Raw genomic sequence first — 18,093 nt, forward strand, 5'->3', positions numbered from 1 at the left:
CCCGCCGTGCGCCCCCCCCGCGTCTACACCCTTGCGCCAGGCGTGCCGTTCGTCGATGCGCTGGCTGCGGGCCTGCGCGCCCGCCTCGGTGCCGCGCCCGAGGCCCTGGCCACGGCGCGGATTTTTTTGCCGACCCGGCGGGCCTGCCGCGCCCTGTCGCTGGCGTTCGTCCGCCAGGCGGGCGAGCGTCCGATCCTGCTGCCGCGCATGACCCCGCTGGGCGATGTCGATGAGGACGATCTTGCCTTCGACGAAGCCGAGGCCTCCGGCATCGGCGGCGGATACGGGTTCGATCTGCCGCCGGCGATTTCGCGCCTGCGCCGGCACCTGCTGCTGACCCAGCTCGTCACCGAAGCGCTCGGGGGAGCCAGCCGCCCGGCACAGGCGGCTCATCTTGCCGGCGAGCTCGCCCGCCTGTTCGATCAGGTGCACACCGAGCGACTTGACCTGCGCGACCTTGGGCGCCTTGTTCCGGACGACCTCGCCCGTCACTGGCAGGTCACGCTTGCCTTTCTGCAGCCCCTGGCATCGCGCTGGCAGGCGATGCTGGATACGGAGGGATGTATCGATCCGGCGTTGCACCGCGACCGCCTGCTTAGTGCCCAGGCGGCCGCCTGGCGGATGCATCCTCCGTCCACCCCGGTGATCGCCGCCGGCTCGACCGGCAGTCAGCCAGCAACGGCGGACCTGCTGAAGGTGATCGCTTCGCTGCCGGCGGGCGCCGTCGTGCTGCCCGGACTCGATACTTACGCGGACGAAGACGTCTGGCGGGCAATCGACGTCGGTCCCGACGAGCCCGACTTCGCCCTCGCGCAGACGCATCCGCAATTCGGCCTCGCCGCACTGCTGCGGCGCTTCGGCATTACCCGCGAGGATGTCCGCCCCTGGCCGGCGCCCGGCATCGGTGATGTCGACCTTGGGCGCGCGGAGCTGATCCGGCGCGCCCTCGCGCCGGCAGCCTGCAGCGAGCGGGCGTTCGCCGCGCCCCCGATCGCACCCGCCGCCTGCGACGGCATCGCCGCCATCGAGGCTGCAAGCCCGGAAGAAGAGGCCCGCAGCATCGCCCTGATCATGCGCCAGACGCTGGAAGCACCCGGACGAACGGCGGCGCTGGTCACGCCCGACCGGCTTCTCGCCCGCAGGGTCGGCGCCGCGCTCGATCGCTGGGGGATCGCGATCGACGATTCCGGCGGCCAGCCGTTGTCCGAGACCGGACCGGCGACGTTTCTGCGGCTGATCGCTCGCATGGTGGTCGAAAGGTTCGCGCCGGTGCCGCTGCTGGCGGCGCTAAAACATCCGCTGGCGGCGTGCGGACAGGCGCCAACGCTCTTCCGCCGTCACGTCCGCGACCTCGAACACCACGCGCTGCGCGGCCTGCGGCCGGCACCGGGCATGGACGGCTTGCGCCAGGCAATTACCCCGGTGAGCGATCCTGATCGCGCGGACTCACCGGCCGTCGCCGACGACCTTGCCCATCTGCTGGACGCACTGGATGCGGCGACGCAGCCGTTCGCCCGGCTGCGTGACTGCGGCGCGGTGAGCTTGGCCGAGATCGTTGCCGCCCACGTCGCCACCGCCGAGGCCCTTGGCGCGACCGATCGCATCCCAGGCTCCAAACGCCTGTGGCGCAGTGACGCCGGCGAAGCGCTGGCGGGATTCATCTCCGAGCTTGCGCACGCGGCCCGGCACGATCCTCTCGTCGCGCTTGCCGAGTATCCCGACCTGCTCGACGTGCTGATGGGCGGTTGCGTTGTTCGCCCGCGCTGGGGTCGGCATCCGCGCCTCGCCATCTGGGGTCCGCTCGAGGCGCGTCTGCAACGTGCCGACGTTATGATCCTCGGCAGCCTGAACGAGGAGAGCTGGCCACCGAAGGCGCATCCCAGCCCGTGGATGAGTCGGCCGATGATGCAGGACTTCGGCCTGCCCCTGCCTGAGCGCCGGATCGGCCTCTCCGCGCACGACTTCGCCCAGTGCCTCGCGGCACCCGAGGTCTGGCTCACCCGCGCCCGACGCCGGGAGGGCGCACCGACGGTGCCCTGCCGCTGGCTGCTGCGACTGCAAACCCTTTTGCGCGACAGCGCCTGGATGCGGAACAACGCCGAGACTGCCCGCTCCCTGCTGCACTGGCAGCGCCAGCTCGACGAGCCGGCCGCCATCGTTCCCGGCAAGGCGCCGGCGCCCACGCCGCCGGGCGAAGCGCGGCCGCGCCGTCTGTCGGTCACCCAGGTCGAGACGTGGATTCGCGACCCATACGCCATCTACGCGCGGCATATCCTCAAGCTGAGGCCGCTGAAGCCAATCGACGCCAGCCCCGAGGCGGCAGACTTCGGCACCTGCGTGCACACGGCGATCCGCCGTTTCCTCGAGGACAAACCAAACTTTGCGCGCGACGACGACGAAGAGCGACTGCTCGTTTGCGGGCGCGATGCCTTCGGCGAACTGATGCAGCGCCCGGGTGTGCGCGCCTTCTGGTGGCGGCGGTTCGAGCGCATCGCCCGCTGGATCGTCAATACCGAACGGACGCGGCGTGACGCGGTCGCGGCGTCAGGGGTGGAGATCGATGGCGCGATCGAACTGGCTACGCCCGGCGGCGCCTTCCTGCTCGTCGCCAAGGCCGATCGTATCGACCGCCTGACCGATGGAACGCTCAGCGTCATCGATTACAAAACCGGCGAGCCGCCATCGGAAAAGGACGTTCTCGCCGGCCTCGCTCCGCAACTGCCGCTCGAAGCTGCGATCGCCGAGGCAGGCGGGTTTACCGGCATGAGGCCGGGACCCGTCGCCGCGCTCGAATACTGGCGGCTGCGCGGCGACGACAAGGACGGCGTCAAGCGGATCAAAGCCATCGATACTCTTGCTGACGACGCGCTGAGCGGGCTGCGGGAGCTGATCGCGTGCTTTGATGATCCCAGAACGCCCTACGCCTCGCGACCCCGCCCCCACCTCGCGCCGCACTTCGACGACTATGCTCACCTCGCCCGGGTCAAGGAATGGGCCGGTGGTGGCGACGAGGCGGACGAATAATGGAGCGAGCGCTCTTCGCCGCCGAGCGCGCCGGCCCGGCCGACGATCCCAACGAATGGCAACGAGGGGCGAGTGATCCCGGCGCCTGCGTCTGGGTCGCCGCCTCGGCGGGAACCGGCAAGACCAAGGTGCTGACCGATCGGGTGCTGCGGCTGATGCTGGACGGCAACGAGCCCCGGCGCATCTTGTGCCTGACCTACACCAAGGCGGCGGCGGCGGAGATGGCGAACCGCATCGCCCAGCGGCTCGGCATCTGGGCCGTCGCCCAGCCAGCCGATCTTCACTGCCTGCTGATCGAATTGCTCGGCTCCGTGCCGACGGCGCACCAACTGCTTCGCGCCCGCCAATTATTCGCCCGGGTGCTTGATTCGCCGGGCGGCATCAACATCCAGACGATTCACGCCTTCTGCCAGTCGCTGCTCGGCCGCTTCCCGCTCGAGGCCCGGGTGCCGCCGCACTTCACGGTGCTCGACGAACGGGACGCGAAGGCGCTGCTCGCCGAAGCACGGCACGAAGTGATGGCCGCGGCGGAGCGAGGCGCCGATGCGCTGGCCGCGGCGCTGGCGGTGCTGACCGGGTACCTGCGCGAAGGCGCCTTTGATGAGCTCATGGACGAAATCGCCAGGCCACCCGACCGCCTCACTCCGTTGATCGAGGCGTTCGGCTCGGCTGCCGCCGCCGGGGACGCCGCCCGCGCCGTGCTCGGGCTCGCCGCTGGTGATACGTGCGCGAGCGTGCTCGACGACGCATGCGTGGACACTGCCTTCGATATCGACGCCCTGCGCGCTGCTGCAGGAACACTTGCCGGCGGCACGGCAGCGGAGAGCAATCGCGCGGCCGCCATCGCTGCCTGGCTGGCTGCCTCCCCGAACGAGCGGGCGCTGGCATTGAGCGCGTACATCGGCGCGTTCCTGACCGGTGAAGGGACCATCCGCGCCGCGAAGAACCTGGTGACCAAGGGCACCGAGGCGGCGCACCCTGGCACTCTTGAGGCGGTGCTGACGGAAGCTGGGCGGCTTCACCGCCTGGTCCAGCGCCAGCGCGCCATCGTCGTCGCCGAGGCGACCCAGGCGCTGATCGTCGTCGGCGATGCGCTCCTGCGCAGCTATCGTCGCCTGAAGGAGGCGGCCGCACAGCTCGACTATGGCGATCTGATCGCCGGCGCCGGCCGTCTGCTGGCCGACGGCAGCGACGCCGCCTGGGTGCTGTTCAAGCTCGACGGCGGCATCGATCACCTGCTGATCGACGAGGCACAGGACACCGCCCCCGATCAGTGGCGGGTGATCACCGGGCTGACCCAGGAGTTTTTCGCCGGGGCGGGCGGGCGCGACGTCGCCCGTACGATCTTCGCCGTCGGCGACGTCAAGCAGTCGATCTTCAGCTTCCAGGGCGCTGATCCGGCGGCGTTCCTGCTCAGTCGCGACTGGTACGCCGCACGGGTGAAGGCCGCCGACCGGCGCTGGCGGCCGATCCCGTTGCAGACGTCCTTCCGCTCGACCCGCGCGGTGCTCCTGGCCGTCGATGCGACCTTCAAGGATGCGGAGATGGCCCAGAGCATCGCGCTCGAGCCGCAGGTCATCGTCCATCAGGCCTTCCGCCTGCGCGACGGCGGCTCGGTCGAGCTGTGGCCGTCCATCGCCGCGCGCGAGCCCGCCGCATCGCCCGCCTGGGCGCCGCCGATCGGCCGTGAGAGCGCGGATTCGCCGCCGGACCGCCTCGCTGCGCTGATCGCGCTCAGGATCGCGGCGATGCTCGACGATGGCGAGATGCTGCACGCATACGGCCGGCCGATCCGCCCTGGCGACGTGATGGTCCTGGTGCGCCGGCGCGGTTCCTTCATGCAAGCGCTGGTGCGAGCGCTCAAGGAACGGCAGATCGCCGTTGCCGGGGTCGACCGCATGCTGCTTTCCGAGCAGCTCGCAGTCATGGACCTGATGGCGCTCGGCCGCTTCGTGCTTCTCCCCGACGACGACTTAACCCTGGCCTCGGTCCTTAAAGGACCGCTGCTCGGCTTCGACGAGGAGGCGCTGTTCGCCCTCGCCTGGAACCGCCCCGGCTCGCTGTGGCGGGCGCTGCGGTGGCGGGCGGAGACCGACGAGCCCTGCCGCTTCGCCTATCGCTTTCTTCGCGCGCAGCTTGCGTTTGCCGACGTGCTCCCTCCCTTTGCATTCTTCAATCGAGCTCTCGGCCCCCTTCCCGATGGCGAAGATGCGACCGACAGCGGCCGTCGCCGCCTGCTCTCCCGGCTCGGCCGCGAGGCGGAGGATCCGATCGCCGAGTTCCTCGAGCTCTGCCTCGCCTACGAGCGCCATCACGCGCCATCGCTGCAGGGCTTTTTGCACTGGCTTGAAGCCGGTGACGTCGAAATCAAGCGCGACCCCGAGCAGGGCCAGCAGAACGCCGTCAGGGTGATGACGGTGCACGGCGCCAAAGGGTTGCAGGCGCCGATCGTCTTCCTGCCAGATAGTTGCCAGACGCCCACCCCGAAAGACAAACTATTGTGGATCGTCGGCGATCGCACCGGGAAGACGATGCACCCGGAAGTTCTGCTGTGGCCGCCGCGCGGCGAGCTGCGCGAGGCGGTGTGCGACGAAGCGCACGGTCTCGTCGCTCGCCGGCAGACGGAGGAATACCGCCGCCTCCTCTACGTGGCGATGACCCGCGCCAGCGACCGGCTGATCGTCTGCGGCTGGCTGAACCGCAAGCAGAAGGACGGACCTGCTGCCGGTTCGTGGTACGAGGCAATCCAGCGCGGACTGACCGACGCGCCTGGCAGTGAATGGATCGAGGATGCGTTCCTGAGCCGGCATGCCGGCCCGGGCGGCCTGATTGAATCGCCACAGGCTCTGCGCCTCACCTGCGCGCAGGAGGCGGCGCTGGAGCCCCACGTCGCCAGCGAGCCGGCACCGCCGCCGCCATTGCCGGACTGGGCGACGCAGCGCGCGCCAGACGAGCAGCCGGCCCTGCGGCCGCTGCGCCCCTCCCTCGGCGACGATGCCCCCCCGGCGACCAGCCCGCTCGCTGCCGGCGACCGTTTTCGCCGCGGCCGTATCGTTCATCGGCTGCTGCAGGCGCTACCCGAGCTACCGGCGGAAGAGCGCGCGGACGCGGCCCGCCACTGGCTGGCGCGCCCCGTGCATGACCTTGACCCCGTAGCGCAGCAAGAGCTGACCGGCGAGGTGATGGCCGTGCTCAACGACCGGCGATTCTCCGCTCTCTTCGGTCCCGCCAGCCGCGCCGAGGTGCCCGTGTCCGGCGAGATCGGCGGTCGAATCATCGCCGGACAGATCGACCGTCTCGTCGTTGAGAACGACGGCGTGACCATCCTCGATTACAAGTCCGACCGCCCCGCACCGACGGCGCCCCACGGTGTCGCTCCAGCCTACCTGCGCCAGATGGCCGCCTACCGCGCGCTTTTGCAGCAACTCTACCCGAACCGCCCGGTGCGCTGCCTCCTGCTCTGGACCCAAGAGCCCCGGCCGATGCTGCTGGAGGACGAACTACTCGACCGCTGGACGCCCGGTGCCGTCATCTCCGAAGCGACGGACGATGATCATTAAGAGGATGGATAGGCACGCAGCGTGACCTGGACTTTCGCGCTATGCACCGGTGAGTAATGACGGCGTGAGGGCCGGCTTGACAGGCGAGGCACAGCGCACCCATTATCTGCCGCAGCACGCGGTTGCGCCGAAGATCGCAGCCGCGAGGGTCTTGTGACTTCATCCGCAGATCCGTTCCGGGGCCGTAGCTCAGCTGGGAGAGCGTCGCGTTCGCAATGCGAAGGTCAGGGGTTCGATCCCCCTCGGCTCCACCAATCAAAACAAATGGTTACGGGATATTTCCGGGACTGACCTTGAAGCCCGGGGAACATCGGGAACCAAGATGCTGCCGAAGTGCGCTGCGCATTCCCCCGCGCTCTGCGCGAGAGGTGGCGATCTCGTCTTTCCTCCTGGATAGCCAGTCTACTTCTTAATCTGGTAATGCGGGCGTGAGGGAGTCGCGGCTCTCGCCTGGCGCGTCCGTCAGCACCCCGTCATCGCCCGCATTACGCGTCTTCGATGCGCCGCATGTCGGCGTCGCTGAGGCCGAAGTGGTGGCCGACCTCGTGGATAAGCACGTGGCGGACGATCTCCTCGAGGTCTTCGCCGGTTTCACACCAGAAATCGAGAATAGCGCGACGGTAAAGAAAGATCATATCGAGGTCGCTGGCGCTGCTCGATATTCCCTTGCGGTCGAGCGAGACGCCGCGGTAAAGGCCCATAAGCTCGAATGGGCTTTCGAGGTCCATCTCGCGCTCGGTTTCCTGGTCGCACAGTTCGTCGACGCGGATCACGACATCACGGAAATGGCGGCGCAGCGGCTCTGGAATCGTCTCCAGCTGAGCGCGGGCGATCGCCTCGATATCGTCAAGGCTCGGTGGCGTCATCAACATGCGCCTCATTCCTGCCCTCCTCCCGGCGCGGTAACACGGGCTTGATGCCGGCTGCCCGCGCGCTTACGTCGGTGCATGCCACAGACACGCGAGGGGAGCAATGAGCGAACGATTGACGAGCGAGGCACGCCGCGAGGCGCTCGCTGGCCTGAGCGGCTGGAGCGACGTCGCGGGACGGGACGCCATCCACAAGAGTTTCCAGTTCACCGACTTCAATGACGCCTTCGGCTTCATGTGCCGCGTCGCACTGATGGCGGAAAAGATGGATCACCATCCGGAGTGGTTCAACATCTACAACCGCGTCGACATCACCTTGGCCACCCACGATGCCGGCGGCGTGACCGCGCGTGACGTTCGCCTCGCCCACTTCATCGACGCGGCCGTGGAACACCGGCGCGCGTCGTCTTCCCCGTAGACAGCAGGCCTTCGCTTTCGAAGGCCGACTCGGGCAACAAGGTTATGGATTGATGGGCGGCGTCGCGGAATCCGGTATCGCGGCGGGCGCGGGCGTCGAAGCCGGCACGGGGGCTGGCTCGAAACTGACGGCAACACCTTCCACCGTCGTGCAGCCGAAGCTGAAGACGTTGAAATACGGAATGAACGTATAAAGGCTGGAGGTGACCAGCACGTTTATCAGGGCATCACCGCCGACGGGAGTCAGCGCGTCGTCGAGGGCCTGCGTTACCGTGCCGTCCCCCCACGGAATGATCGCAAGGAGGAAGTAGCGGCAGGACCGCCCCTTGGTCATGCCGAGCTGCCGATAGGGCTGAGGATCGCGGAGCACCGCGCCGGGATCGGCGGACGGACGGGTGATGATGCCGATCTGGCTCGACGTCTCGCATCCTGCAAGCGCCAGTGCAGCGAGGACGGTCGCGAGCGTAATGGCCTTCGTGCGCATCTCATCCCCCCTGATTGTTCACGCCGTCCCGGGCGCACGTATTTTAGGACCCCTGTGCGTGTTCGGCAAGACGCCTCACCCCGACAGGAACAGGGCTATCGCATTTGGCCGATGATGGATCTGGCGAAGTCATCGGGCCAGCCGGCGCGTTTTCGCTTGCGGCTGACGGCGAGCTTGGGTCGGGCGGTTTGCAGCAGGTTGAGGGTCAGCCGGCGCAGGATGGCGAGGTTTTCCGGGCCGTTGTCGGCGCGGTTGCGGGCGGTGTCCTCGTCGAAGGTGACGTCGAGGACCCAGTGGAGGCCGTTTTCGATGGCCCAGTGGGCGCGCACGGCGCGAGCGAAGTGTTCGGGAGTGAGGCGGGCGGCGGTGATCTCGTTCTCCCCCGGCACCACCGCCCGCTGGCGGACGCTGAGCCGCGCGTCCGCGCCGAAGGCGGTCACCACATGCAGCGGCGAGCGGGCGGCGGCGCGGTCGAAGGAGCGGCGCAGCGTCTTGCCGTCGATAGCCAGCACCCCCGTCCCGTCGGCGCCGAGGTCGGCGAGAAACGCCGCGAAGGCCCGCGCGAAGGCCGCGGGGGCGAGAGCCGGAACACCCGGCTGAACGTGTCGTGGCTGGGAAAGCCGTTCTCCAGCCGCAGGAACTCGCGCAGGAGCGGCTCCCGGTCCTCGGCGAACTTGGCAAAGTCGACGCAGCTTTCCGCCCCGCACACCGACGCCACCAGCGCGATCGCCAGGATATCGAGCAGGTCGTGGCGCTGCGCATTGCCACGGCGCGGGTCCGGCATCTCCCGGAAGATCGTGATCAGAGACGGCATGGGCTCCCTCCCAACGAAACCCATGACAGAATCTAAATCATTCCCGCGCGCCAGACTTATTCCTCAAATGCAATTCCCCTGTCCCGACAGGGGGATCAAGGGAAGTATCTCTCTCGTGCGCGCTCGCAACAAAAGAGGCAGCGCCGACGAGATATCGCGATGCGCCGCATTGGAGCGAACCGGAATATATCGCCAGAGATTCGCCCAGTGGTGTGCCGGACTCCCGCCCTCTCCCAGCGGGAGGGGGCGGGGTTGGCGCAATTCAAACGCAATCCAATCGAGACCGTTACTGCGGTCGCGAGTGGCCTACGGCATCAACTGGCCGCCGTTGACCGACAGGGTCTGGCCGGTGATGAAAGCGGCGTCGTCGCTGGCGAGGAAGGATACCGCGGCGGCGATGTCTTCCGGCTGGCCGATGCGCTGAACCGGGATCTTCTGAACCTCGGCGTCGAGGATGTCCTTCGGCATCGCTGCGGTCATCTCGGTGAGGATGAATCCGGGCGCGATGACATTGACGGTGACGCCGGCGCGAGCGCACTCAAGGGCCAGCGAGCGCGACAGGCCGATGACGCCGGCCTTGGTCGCGGAGTAGTTGCACTGGCCGAACTGGCCGCGCTGACCGTTCATCGAGCTGATGTTGACGATACGGCCCCACTTGCGCTCGGTCATCCCCGGCAGCAGGACGTTGCAGGTGTTGAACACCGAGCTCAGGTTGACGGCAATCACCGGATCCCAGTTCTTCTCGCGCGTCATCTTGACGAAGCGGCCGTCGCGGGTGATGCCGGCGTTGTTGACCAGAATGTCGATCGGGCCCACGTCAGCCTCGACCGCTTTCAGGCCTTCGGACACAGAGGCAAAATCGGCGACGTTGATGTTGTAGCCGGCGATTCCGGTCTCTTCCTTGAACTTGGCGATCTGCTCATCGACGACGTCGCAAACCGCGACGGTGTAGCCGTCCTTTTGCAGTCGCTTAGCGATGCCCGCGCCGATGCCTCGGGTGCCGCCGGTTACGAATGCCACGCGTGCCATGACTTCCTCCGCTTCGTTTGGTTTGACGCCCGGGGGTCCCTCGAGGCCGTTTGCCGGCGCGTGCCCGTGCACGCGCCCGGTCCGATCTCGCGCCGGGCGGGTTCGGTGGTCGAGTCGAGCTTTTCGTTCGGCCCCTGAACGGAAGATGGTTGCTTATCGGCCACCCCCCGGTTTGTCAAGGCAGCGGCGCGGCTCGGGCCATGTCGATCCTTGGTGCCGGAACCGATGGCAGGCGCGCGCTGCGAACCCGGCCGGGTGCCGAACCTGTGACTCCATCGCACTCAGAACTTCATGCAACCGTCATCTTATCGTCGTGCAGGCGTCATCGACGCCAAGGACAGTACGTCCGCCGTTTGGTCACTACGATCAAGCGGCCCGGCCTTTCGGGAACCGAAGGCGTCGCGGGACACGATCAGGCAGAAAGCGGACACCCCGGCGGCGGGACGCGCAGCGCCGATTGGGAACGATTGGATCTGAAGGAGGGCAATGATGAGCGAGCGGTTTGACATCAGCGACGATGAGCGCCGGGCGATCGACAGTGATCTGGCGGCCGCCGAGTCCCGGCAAGGGACCGGACAGTACATCGAAGACGTGATGCGCGAGCGCATGCAGCGCCGCAGTTTTTTAAAGGCAACCGGCGCCGTCGGGGCCGCTGCCGTTGCCGCCACCTTCGCGCCGGGACTCTTCGCGCGGCAGACGGCGATCGCCGGCTCGGCGCCAGCGTATGGCAACCGCCTGCAATTCCAGCCCATCCTCGCCACTGCGGAAGACCAGATCAAGGTGCCGGACGGATATCAATGGGACCTTGTCCTCAGCTGGGGCGATCCCCTGCTTCCCGGTGCGCCCGCCTTCGATTTCACCAACCAGACGGCGGCGGCACAAGCCCAGCAGTTCGGCTTTAACTGCGACTATATAGGTCATTTCGTTCTTCCCCCTCAGGTACGCGAGGCGGTTGCCAGCAATGGTGCCCTCGATTCCTCCGTCGGCGAGTGGCTGCAGCATCGGTACGCACACTTCTCGTCCAAGCCGGGGCGTTGCCTGCTCGTCGTCAACCACGAGTACACGTCCGGCAGCGAAATGTTCCCTGGCTACGATGCCAGCGCGCCGAGCGAACAGCAGGTGCTCGTCGAGATCGAAGCGCACGGATGCTCGGTCGTCGAGCTGACCGGCACCCACGCCGGCGGCCAGCGCTTCGTTCACGACTCGCCGTTCAATCGCCGCATCACCGGAACCACAGGCATTGCCATCGGCGGTCCTCTCCGTGGCGATCCGCGAATGCGCACGAGCTACAGCCCTGAGGGCAAGTGGGTCAAAGGCATGTTCAACAACTGCTCGGGCGGCAAGACGCCGTGGGGCACCGTGCTGACCTGCGAGGAAAACTTCGACCAGTACTTCGCTAACTTCGGCGCGCTGCCAGCGGACAGCGATGCCTATAAGGTTTCGGCGCGCATTCCCGCCACGACCGGCGCCAGCGAACGCAAATGGGAGAACTTTGTCGAGCGCTTCGACCTCGCCAAGGAACCGAACGAGTACGCCCGCTTCGGCTACATCGTTGAGATCGATCCGTACGATCCGACCTTCCGGCCGATCAAGCGCACGGCACTCGGCCGCTTCAAGCACGAGGCCGCGAACACGGCCGTCGGCAAAAACGGGCGTGTTGCCGTCTACTCGGGCGACGATACCCGCTTCGAATATATGTATAAGTTCATCACCTCGGGCACGTTCGAGCCGACCGACCGCGCGCATAATCTCAAGCTGTTGAACTACGGAACGCTCTATGTCGCCAAGTTCAATGCCGACGGCACAGGCGCGTGGCTGCCGCTGACCGCCGACAACCCGGCGCTCGCCGGCTGGACGCTCAATGACATCCTAATCAACACGCGCGGCGCGGGCGACCTCGTCGGTGCCACGAAGATGGACCGGCCGGAGGACGTCGACGTCAATCCGGTGACGGGCAAGGTCTACGCCGCCCTGACCAACAACACCAAGCGCACCACGGTTGCGAGCGACGCGGGCGAGGTTGCCGCCAACCCGCGCACACCCAATCCCTACGGTCACATCATCGAACTGATCGAAGACGACGACAACGCCGAATCGACGACCTTCACTTGGGATATTTTCATCCTTTGCGGCAATCCCAAGGACGCGACGCAAGGCACTTTCTTCGCCGGGTTCGATCAGAGCCAGGTCAGCCCGATTGCCTGCCCCGACAATGTCGCGTTCGACGACGACGGCAACCTGTGGATCGCGACAGACGGCATGATCAATTCGCCGGACTTCGAAGACACGACGCTCGGTGTTGGAACCAGCGGCAATCACATCAACGACGGCGTCTTCGCGGTACCGACGGAAGGCTCCGACCGGGGATGGCTGCGCCAGTTCCTCAGCGGCATTCCCGGTGGCGAGATCTGTGGGCCGGAATTTTCCGGGGATAATGCGCACTTCTACTGTGGGATCCAGCATCCGGGCGAAGGCGGCGGCCTGCCGAACACCATCAGCGCCTGGCCGACCGGGAATGACCCGACGAAGCCAAGCGTCATCGTCGTCTATACTGAAGATCACAAGAAGATCGGCGCGTAAGCGCGGCCTGGCAGTTACGCACATTCCGGCGACGGTGGACGGGCGAGGCGCTGCTTCGCCCTCCACCCCCTGCCGCTTGCCGATCGCTGGCAGCTCCTCCGCTGCCGCACGCTGTATTTTGCCGCCGTCGTCATTGTATTGGCCGGCGCAAGTCCAACATCATCGTCAACACACCAGCGATTCACCCGTGAGGACGATGCCCGACGCCGGCCCGACGCATACCGTCGAGATACTGGATTCGATCGGCGACGTCGCCGCTTCCGCGTGGGATACGTGCGCCGGCAGCGCCAATCCCTTCGTCGGGCACGCCTTTCTCACCGCACTGGAAGATTCGGGCTCGGCATGCACCCAGTCCGGATGGCGGCCGCGCCACCTCGTGCTCTTCGATGGCGGACGCCGTCTACTCGGCTGCATGCCGCTGTACCTTAAGGGCCACTCCTGGGGAGAGTATGTCTTCGACTGGGCATGGGCCGAGGCATTTGAGCGGGCCGGCGGCTGCTATTATCCGAAACTCCAGGCGGCGGTGCCGTTCACGCCAGTGACGGGGCCGCGACTGCTGCTTCATCCTCAGGCTCCGGCGGCCGCATTTTCCGCGCTTGCCGTCGCGTCGGTGGACCTCGCGATGCGCCTTGGCGTCTCCTCGTTACATGTGACTTTTCCCAGCGAGGATCAGGCGCTGCGGTTGCAGGAGCACGGCTTTTTCATCCGCGAGGGCCATCAATACCACTGGCATAATCGCGGCTACGGCTCGTTCGACGACTTCCTTGCCGACCTTTCCTCGCGTAAGCGCAAGGCGATCCGCAAGGAGCGCGCCGCCATCGCTTCGTCCGGATACATTTTGCGCACCCTGTGCGGCGGTGAGATCGAGGCGCGGCACTGGGCGGCCTTCTGGCGGTTCTATCTCGATACCGTTGAGCGTAAGTACGCCCACGCCTATCTCGAGCGAGACTTTTTCGACCGGTTGGGCGCGACGATGGGCGAGCGCGTCGTTTTGATCGTCGCCGAGACACCGGCAGGAGAAACGGTCGCCGGCGCGCTCAATCTGCTGGGGGAAGACGCGCTCTACGGCCGCTACTGGGGCTCGAGCGAGGCATGCCGTTTCCTGCACTTCGAGGCGTGCTATTATCGCGCGATCGATTTCGCTATCGCCCGCGGCCTTGCCCGCGTCGAAGCCGGCGCCCAGGGCGAACACAAGGTTCAGCGTGGCTATCTGCCACAGCGGACGTGGAGCGCGCACTGGATCGCGCATCCCGGCCTGCGCCGTGCGGTCGGTCAGTTTCTCGAGGCGGAACGCCCGGCGGTGGAAGCGGCGATTGCCGCGCTCAATGAAGAGGCGCCATTCCGCAGCGATCTCGCCACACGGTTCGCGCCCCGCTGAGTTAACCGCGCCAAAAACGCCGTGGCGCTTACCGTTTGTTAAGTGCCCACACGGCATGCTGGCCGGCATGTTGAACCGTGCTTTTCTCCTTACTGTCGCCCTCGTCGTCTTCGCCGTCGGCGGCCTTCTTTCGGCGACGCGAGCGCCGGCGGCAGAACTGTACTGCGTCCTTCTGGTCCCGGACGGCAGTACGGTGACGATGGTCAACCGCTGCCGCGCCTGCCGCGAGGTAACTCTCGAGCGGGTCCGCGACGGCCAGAGCGTCCCGACGGTCCGGGCGATGACGCTGCCGGGCGAAGCCGCAGTGCCGATCCCCTTCCGCGGTCCCGGGCGTACTCGCATCCTTGGCGAGCGCACCTGTTCGCACCCGCCTGGCCAGGGCTACTCGGATGCGGCGCTGCGGTCCTAAACCCGCGCTCCCCTGTGTTAGTCAGTCGCACGCCCAGCGAGCCAGCACGTCGGTAGGTGGCGCCTCGGCGACGGTCGGACGTGGTGACGGCGGCGCGCCATTGACGAAGGCCGGAAACAGCACATCCATATAGCCTTGCTTCTGGCAAATCAGCCCGCGCTCGGCGATGTGCGGGTGGGACGGCACTTCGGCGAGATCGAGGACGGCCTGATAGCAGCAATCGGCGCCAGTCAAGAGCGCATCCCATTCGGGCAGCGTCCGCGACGCGAACAGCGCTTCGACCTCGGCGATGAGTGTCTCCTGGGGCATGGGCTCGTATCGCCTTGTTTTCCAGTCGTCGCGACCGACGGCAGAGCAGAAGTTATCCCAGAATTTCGGTTCGAGCGGGCTGAGGGTCACGAACCGTCCGTCCTTCGTCGGATAGATGCGGTAGAATGCCGCGCCGCCGTTCAGCAGGCCCGCGCCGCGCGCCATCGGCGCGTTGAACGACAACGTGTTCCAGGCCAGAAGCGATTCCGCCATGCTTACGTCGATCGAACACCCCTTGTCGCTACGCCCCCGGGCGAGTAAGGCGCCAAGAATGGTGATCACCGCTTGCAGCGCGCCGGCGTAGTCGGCCATCGGCGGGAACGGGATGACCGGTTGCGCCAACGTGCCGCACTGGCTGAGCCCGCCGGTTATCGCCTCATAATTGATGTCGTGGCCGGAATGATGCCGTTTGGGACCGGCCTGCCCATAGCCGGACAGCGCACAATGGACGAGCCGCGGGTTGATCGCCGCCAGGGCCTCGGCACCGAAGCCCAAGCGGTCGAGCACGCCCGGGCGGTAGGATTCCATCAGGACATCGGCAGCACGAATCAGTGCCGTCAGCGCCGCGCGGCCGTCCGCCGACTTCAAATCGAGGGTAATGACGGTCTTACCGGCGTTGTTGACCATCCAGAACGGCGAGACGCCGGGTTTGCCGTCGGCATCGAAGTGCCGGCCGGGCTCGCCACCCGGCGGTTCGACCTTGACCACGTCGGCGCCCATGTCGGCCAGCATCCGCGTGGCGAACGGCCCCGGCAGATACTGGCTCAGGTCAAGCACCCGCAGCCCTTGCAAAAACACACCGAGCATGTCCGTTTCCTGACGCAAAGCATTGGGGCGCCGCTCTTGCGAACGGCGCCCCGTTTCTGATCTGTCTGTTTGCGACGAAACGGACGCGGCGTCAACGCACCGGATCGAGTTGCTTGCCCTTGCGCTTTTTCAGCGCAGCCGGCGGTTCATCCTGCTCCGGGTAGTCGAAGGCGGGCTTGCCGTTTTCTATCTTCACCCGGACGATGCCGCCGCGCTCCAACCTGCCGAACAACAACTCCTCGGCCAGCGGCTTTTTGATGTGCTCCTGAATGACCCGCGCGAGGGGCCGGGCGCCGAAGCGCTGGTCGTAACCCCGATCGGCAAGCCACTGGCGGGCCTCGTCGGTCAGCTCGATCGCCACCTGGCGGTCGGCGAGCTGGCCTTCGAGCTGCATGACGAACTTATCGACCACCCGCTGCACTACCTCGGGGGTGAGACTGGCGAAGGGAATGATCGCATCGAGACGGTTGCGGAACTCGGGCGTGAACAACCTTTCGATCGCCTCGCTGTCGTCGCCAGTGCGCTCTTCCCGCTCGAAGCCGATCGCCGGCTTGGCCAGTTCGGCGGCACCAGCGTTGGTGGTCATGATCAGGATGACGTTGCGGAAATCGACGTTCTTGCCGTTGTGATCGGTGAGCTTCCCGTGATCCATGACCTGCAGAAGGATGTTGAACAGGTCGGGGTGGGCCTTTTCGATCTCGTCGAGCAGCAACACCGCGTGCGGCTGCTTGTCGATGGCATCGGTGAGCAGGCCGCCCTGATCGAAGCCGACATAGCCTGGGGGGGCACCGATCAGCCGCGAGATGCTGTGCCGCTCCATGTACTCCGACATGTCGAAGCGCACCAGATCAATGCCGAGCACATGGCTGAGCTGGCGGGCGACCTCGGTCTTGCCGACGCCGGTGGGGCCGGAGAACAGGTAGCAGCCAATCGGCTTCTCGGCATCGCGCAAGCCGGCCCGGGCGAGCTTGATCGCGCTCGACAGCGCCGTGATCGCGCCGTCCTGACCAAAAACCACCGTCGTCAGGTCGCGCTCCAGGGTCTGTAGCGCCTTGCGATCGTCGGACGAGACGCTCTTGGGAGGAATGCGCGCGATCTTGGCCACGACTTCCTCGACGTCGCGGACCGTCACCGTCGTCCGCCGCTTGTTCTGCGGCAGCAGCATGCGGGCGGCACCGACTTCGTCGATGACGTCGATCGCCTTATCCGGCAGCTTGCGGTCGTTGATGTAGCGCGAGGAGAGTTCGACGGCGGCGCGCAGGGCGTCGCTGGTGTACTTCACCTTGTGGTGGTTCTCGAAGCACGACTTGAGCCCGTGCAGGATCTTGACGCTGTCCTCGATCGACGGCTCGTAGACGTCGATCTTCTGGAAGCGTCGAACCAGCGCCCGGTCCTTCTCGAAGTGATTGCGATATTCCTTATAGGTCGTCGAGCCCATGCACCGCAGATGGCCAGAGGCGAGCGACGGCTTGAGGATGTTCGAGGCGTCCATCGACCCCCCGCTCGTCGCCCCGGCACCGACGACCGTGTGAATCTCGTCGATGAACAAGATCGCGCCGGGTGTTGCCTCAAGCTCGGAGATGACGTTCTTTAGCCGCTCCTCGAAATCGCCGCGATAGCGGGTGCCGGCAAGCAGCGTGCCCATGTCAAGCGCGAAGATCGTCGCTTCCTTGAGAACGTCCGGAACCTCGCCGCGGATGATCCGCCACGCCAGACCTTCGGCAAGAGCGGTCTTGCCGACACCGGGGTCGCCAACGAACAACGGGTTGTTCTTATTGCGCCGGCACAGGATCTGAATGGTGCGTTCAATTTCCGCTTCGCGGCCGATCAAAGGATCGATCCTGCCGTCGGAAGCTTTCCGGTTCAGGTCTACGCAGTAGCTTTCCAAAGCTTCATGCCCTTTGCGAACAACCTTCTCGCCGCTGCTGGCTTCGTCATCGGAACCCTGTACGGTCCGACGACGCTGCTCGCCCGGTACTTTGGCGATGCCGTGGGCGATGAAGTTAACGGCATCCAGGCGCGTCATCTCCTGCACTTGCAAGAAATAGACCGCATGCGATTCCCGTTCGGAGAAAATCGCAACGAGCACGTTCGCGCCCGTCACTTCCTCGCGCCCGGAAGACTGGACATGAATGACAGATCGTTGTACGACGCGCTGAAATCCGGCAGTTGGCTTCGGATCAGAAGCGCTTGAACCATGCTGGCTCTGCAACTCGTTCTCGATAAAAGCGCCGAGTTCCCGCTGAAGCTGGCTGACCTCGACGCCACATGCCTTGAGAACAGGCACGGCGTCCTGATCTTCGGTCAGTGCCAGAAGCAGGTGCTCGAGGGTGGCATATTCGTGTCGGCGCTCGGTCGCGAGAGCGAGGGCCCGATGCAAAGTTTGTTCGAGATTACGCGAAAGCATCTGCGA

11 protein-coding genes, 1 tRNA gene and 1 pseudogene are annotated in these 18,093 nt (G+C 66.2%); 7 read left to right on the forward strand and 6 right to left on the reverse strand.

Annotation, left to right across the window (positions count from 1 at the left end):
* Positions 1–6 precede the first annotated feature (6 nt).
* From addB to IPK66_02495, 3 genes are all read left to right on the forward strand, one after another.
* Complete coding sequence (gene addB / locus IPK66_02485) at positions 7–3,024, forward strand: double-strand break repair protein AddB (GenBank protein ID MBK8174190.1); 3,018 nt, start codon at positions 7–9, stop codon at positions 3,022–3,024.
* Positions 3,024–6,584, forward strand: a complete 3,561-nt coding sequence (gene addA, locus IPK66_02490) for a double-strand break repair helicase AddA (GenBank protein MBK8174191.1) — start codon at positions 3,024–3,026, stop codon at positions 6,582–6,584. The genes addB and addA overlap by 1 nt, the downstream gene beginning before the upstream one ends.
* Before the next feature lie 178 nt (positions 6,585–6,762).
* Positions 6,763–6,838 (forward strand) — tRNA-Ala (locus IPK66_02495).
* A 231-nt stretch (positions 6,839–7,069) separates the two neighbouring features.
* Here the strand turns inward: IPK66_02495 and IPK66_02500 are convergent.
* The gene (locus tag IPK66_02500; GenBank protein ID MBK8174192.1) at positions 7,070–7,465 is read right to left on the reverse strand and encodes a metallopeptidase family protein; all 396 of its coding nucleotides are present in this window, start codon (positions 7,463–7,465) and stop codon (positions 7,070–7,072) included.
* A 91-nt stretch (positions 7,466–7,556) separates the two neighbouring features.
* Between IPK66_02500 and IPK66_02505 the strand changes: the two genes are divergently transcribed.
* A complete protein-coding gene (locus IPK66_02505; GenBank protein ID MBK8174193.1) occupies positions 7,557–7,871 on the forward strand; it encodes a 4a-hydroxytetrahydrobiopterin dehydratase in 315 nt (104 codons plus the stop codon).
* A 42-nt stretch (positions 7,872–7,913) separates the two neighbouring features.
* Here IPK66_02505 and IPK66_02510 read toward each other — a convergent pair whose 3' ends face one another.
* The 3 genes and pseudogenes from IPK66_02510 to phbB form a co-directional block, all read right to left on the reverse strand.
* Entirely contained in the window at positions 7,914–8,354 is a 441-nt protein-coding gene (locus tag IPK66_02510) for a hypothetical protein (protein ID MBK8174194.1), read from the reverse strand.
* Between the two features lie 95 nt (positions 8,355–8,449).
* Positions 8,450–9,168 (reverse strand): annotated as a pseudogene (locus tag IPK66_02515) (ISAs1 family transposase).
* Positions 9,169–9,474: 306 nt separating this feature from the next.
* Positions 9,475–10,197: an acetoacetyl-CoA reductase gene (phbB, locus tag IPK66_02520; protein ID MBK8174195.1), complete on the reverse strand. Its 723-nt coding sequence runs from the start codon at positions 10,195–10,197 to the stop codon at positions 9,475–9,477.
* Positions 10,198–10,686: 489 nt separating this feature from the next.
* Here phbB and IPK66_02525 point away from each other — a divergent pair, with 489 nt between their 5' ends.
* From IPK66_02525 to IPK66_02535, 3 genes are all read left to right on the forward strand, one after another.
* Positions 10,687–12,777 carry a PhoX family phosphatase gene (locus IPK66_02525; GenBank protein ID MBK8174196.1) on the forward strand — a complete coding sequence of 697 codons (2,091 nt, stop codon included), beginning with the start codon at positions 10,687–10,689 and terminating at the stop codon, positions 12,775–12,777.
* A gap of 196 nt (positions 12,778–12,973) precedes the next feature.
* Complete coding sequence (locus IPK66_02530) at positions 12,974–14,155, forward strand: N-acetyltransferase (GenBank protein MBK8174197.1); 1,182 nt, start codon at positions 12,974–12,976, stop codon at positions 14,153–14,155.
* Positions 14,156–14,222: 67 nt separating this feature from the next.
* Positions 14,223–14,564, forward strand: coding sequence for a hypothetical protein (locus tag IPK66_02535; GenBank protein ID MBK8174198.1), 342 nt, complete (start codon positions 14,223–14,225; stop codon positions 14,562–14,564).
* A 21-nt stretch (positions 14,565–14,585) separates the two neighbouring features.
* Here the strand turns inward: IPK66_02535 and IPK66_02540 are convergent, their stop codons facing one another.
* A complete protein-coding gene (locus tag IPK66_02540) occupies positions 14,586–15,680 on the reverse strand; it encodes a CoA transferase (protein MBK8174199.1) in 1,095 nt (364 codons plus the stop codon).
* Positions 15,681–15,771: 91 nt separating this feature from the next.
* Positions 15,772–18,087, reverse strand: a complete 2,316-nt coding sequence (clpA, locus tag IPK66_02545) for an ATP-dependent Clp protease ATP-binding subunit ClpA (protein MBK8174200.1) — start codon at positions 18,085–18,087, stop codon at positions 15,772–15,774.
* Between the last annotated feature and the right edge of the window lie 6 nt (positions 18,088–18,093).

This window comes from Rhodospirillales bacterium (assembly GCA_016712595.1).
Lineage (GTDB): Bacteria > Pseudomonadota > Alphaproteobacteria > Rhodospirillales > Defluviicoccaceae > Defluviicoccus.